Genomic DNA, 2582 nt, shown 5'->3' with positions numbered 1-2582 from the left:
CGACAAGGAATTTCGCTACCTTAGGACCGTTATAGTTACGGCCGCCGTTTACTGGGGCTTCAGTCAGGAGCTTTGGCTTGCGCCGAACACCCTTCCTTAACCTTCCAGCACCGGGCAGGTATCAGGCTCTATACGTCATCTTTCGATTTTGCAGGGCCCTGTGTTTTTGTTAAACAGTTGGTTGAACCATTTTACTGTGACCTACCGAAGTAGGTACGCTTTATCCCGAAGTTACAGCGTCAATTTGCCTAGTTCCTTCTCCACGGCTCACCCGAGCGCCTTAGAATACTCATCCCGTCTACCTGTGTCGGTTTGCGGTACTGGCTGCTATACTCGCTTTTCTTGGCAGAAATTTTATGGTTTCGCCTCCCCCGAAGGTTCAGCTCAACGCCCTATTCCGTCAGGACGTAACCACCACGTTTCTGCGTCACTTTTAATGTATAGCAGGTACTGGAATATTAACCAGTTTTCCATCAGATGCCCCTTTCGGGTTTTCCTAAGGACCAGACTAACCCTGATCCGATTAACGTTGATCAGGAACCCTTAGACTTTCGGCGAAGGAGTTTTTCACTCCTTTTATCGTTACTTATGCCTACATTTTCTTTTGAAATCGCTCCAGCATACGTCGCCGTACACCTTCGATGCAGATTTCAATGCTCCCCTACCAATTGTACAAGTACAATTTTAGAACTTCGGTTAGTAGTTTGATGCCCGATTATTTTCCGTGCAGGACCTCTCGACCAGTGAGCTGTTACGCACTCTTTAAATGAATGGCTGCTTCCAAGCCAACATCCTGGCTGTTATAGAAGTCCCACCTCGTTTGATCAACTTAACTACTTATTAGGGACCTTAGTTGCTAATCTGGGTTATTTCCCTCTCGGCCATGGACCTTAGCGCCCACAGCCTCACTGCCACAGATATTTATTAGCATTCGGAGTTTGTCAGGGTTTGGTAGGCGGTGAAGCCCCCTAGCCCAATCAGTAGCTCTACCTCTAATAAACTTCAATATGTGACGCTGTTCCTAAAAACATTTCGGGGAGAACGAGCTATCTCTCAGTTTGATTGGCCTTTCACCCCTATCCACAGGTCATCCCAAGACTTTTCAACGTCAACGGGTTCGGTCCTCCAGTTAGTTTTACCTAACCTTCAACCTGCCCATGGATAGATCACAAAGTTTCGCGTCTACCCCGACTGACTAATCGCCCTATTTGGACTCGCTTTCGCTTCGGCTCCGTTACACAAGAACTTAACCTCGCCAGTCAGGAGTAACTCGTAGGCTCATTATGCAAAAGGCACGCCGTCACAGCTTGCGCTGCTCCGACCGCTTGTAAGCACACGGTTTCAGGTACTATTTCACTCCCCTGTTCGGGGTGCTTTTCACCTTTCCCTTACGGTACTGGTTCACTATCGGTGTCTGAGGAGTATTTAGCCTTACCAGATGGTGCTGGCAGATTCACGCAAGATTTCTCCGGTCCCGCGCTACTCAGGATACCACTCGTCCCTCTCAATTTGCACCTACAGGGCTATCACCTGCTATGGCTCAACTTTCCAGAAGATTCAGTTTGATGAGAGTTTCTAAATGTGGTCCTACAACCCTCATGGAGCACGCTCCATAAGTTTGGGCTCTTCCCATTTCGCTCGCCACTACTCAGGGAATCATTGTTATTTTCTTTTCCTCCGGGTACTTAGATGTTTCAGTTCTCCGGGTTGGCTTCCGTCTTGCGACGGATGCTATGTCTTCAACATAGCGGGTTGTCCCATTCGGAAATCTAAGGATATAACGCTTGTGTGCAGCTCTCCTTAGCTTATCGCAGCTTACCACGTCCTTCATCGCCTCTCAGACCCAAGGCATCCACCGTGTGCCCTTATTCGCTTTAAAAAATTTAGAAATTGCAGTGATGTTACCACCACTAACTTTTTGATTTTGATACTCAATTTTATGAGATCGCTTTTCCAATATGTCAAAGAACTTGATATCAACCGAAGCTGATAAAAGTAGATGTTAAGGCTACGAACCTTATAGACCTGGTGTCTACATCTGAATGTTTGAAAGAACTTGTTTCGTTTTGGTGGAGGATATCGGAGTCGAACCGATGACCCTCTGCGTGCAAGGCAGATGCTCTAGCCAACTGAGCTAACCCCCCGTTTCAAGGTTGATTAGTCATAAGTTGATTAGTTGATTGCTCTAACTTTCAACCATTCAACTAGTCAACTTTTCAACTAGCTTTTGGTAGACCCGACCAGAGTTGAACTGGTGACCTCTACATTATCAGTGTAGCGCTCTAACCAACTGAGCTACGGGTCTGGATCGGGAACCAATAATAAAATAAGAACTAATAAAATTGAAAGAAAGAGAAGCAACAGTGTGTAAGCGTAAACATACTCTAAAAAGGAGGTATTCCAGCCGCACCTTCCGGTACGGCTACCTTGTTACGACTTAGCCCCAGTCATCGATTTTACCCTAGGCAGCTCCTTGCGGTTACCGACTTTAGGTACACCCGACTCCCATGGCTTGACGGGCGGTGTGTGCAAGGTCCGGGAACGTATTCACCGTATCATTGCTGATATACGATTACTAGCGA

General features: G+C 46.9%; 2 tRNA genes and 2 rRNA genes. All 4 read right to left on the bottom strand.

Annotated features, from left to right (window positions below):
• A 23S ribosomal RNA gene (locus QUB39_RS30340) occupies positions 1 to 1879 on the bottom strand; the annotation flags it as partial.
• Between the two features lie 188 nt (positions 1880 to 2067).
• Positions 2068 to 2144 (bottom strand) — tRNA-Ala (locus tag QUB39_RS30335).
• An 84-nt stretch (positions 2145 to 2228) separates the two neighbouring features.
• A tRNA-Ile gene (locus tag QUB39_RS30330) sits at positions 2229 to 2305 on the bottom strand.
• A gap of 83 nt (positions 2306 to 2388) precedes the next feature.
• Positions 2389 to 2582: ribosomal RNA gene (locus tag QUB39_RS30325) — 16S ribosomal RNA — on the bottom strand; the annotation flags it as partial.

Origin of the sequence: Microcoleus sp. AT8-B5 (assembly GCF_036705565.1) — a bacterium.
GTDB lineage: Bacteria > Cyanobacteriota > Cyanobacteriia > Cyanobacteriales > Microcoleaceae > Microcoleus.
This window is presented reverse-complemented; position numbering and strand designations above follow the sequence as displayed.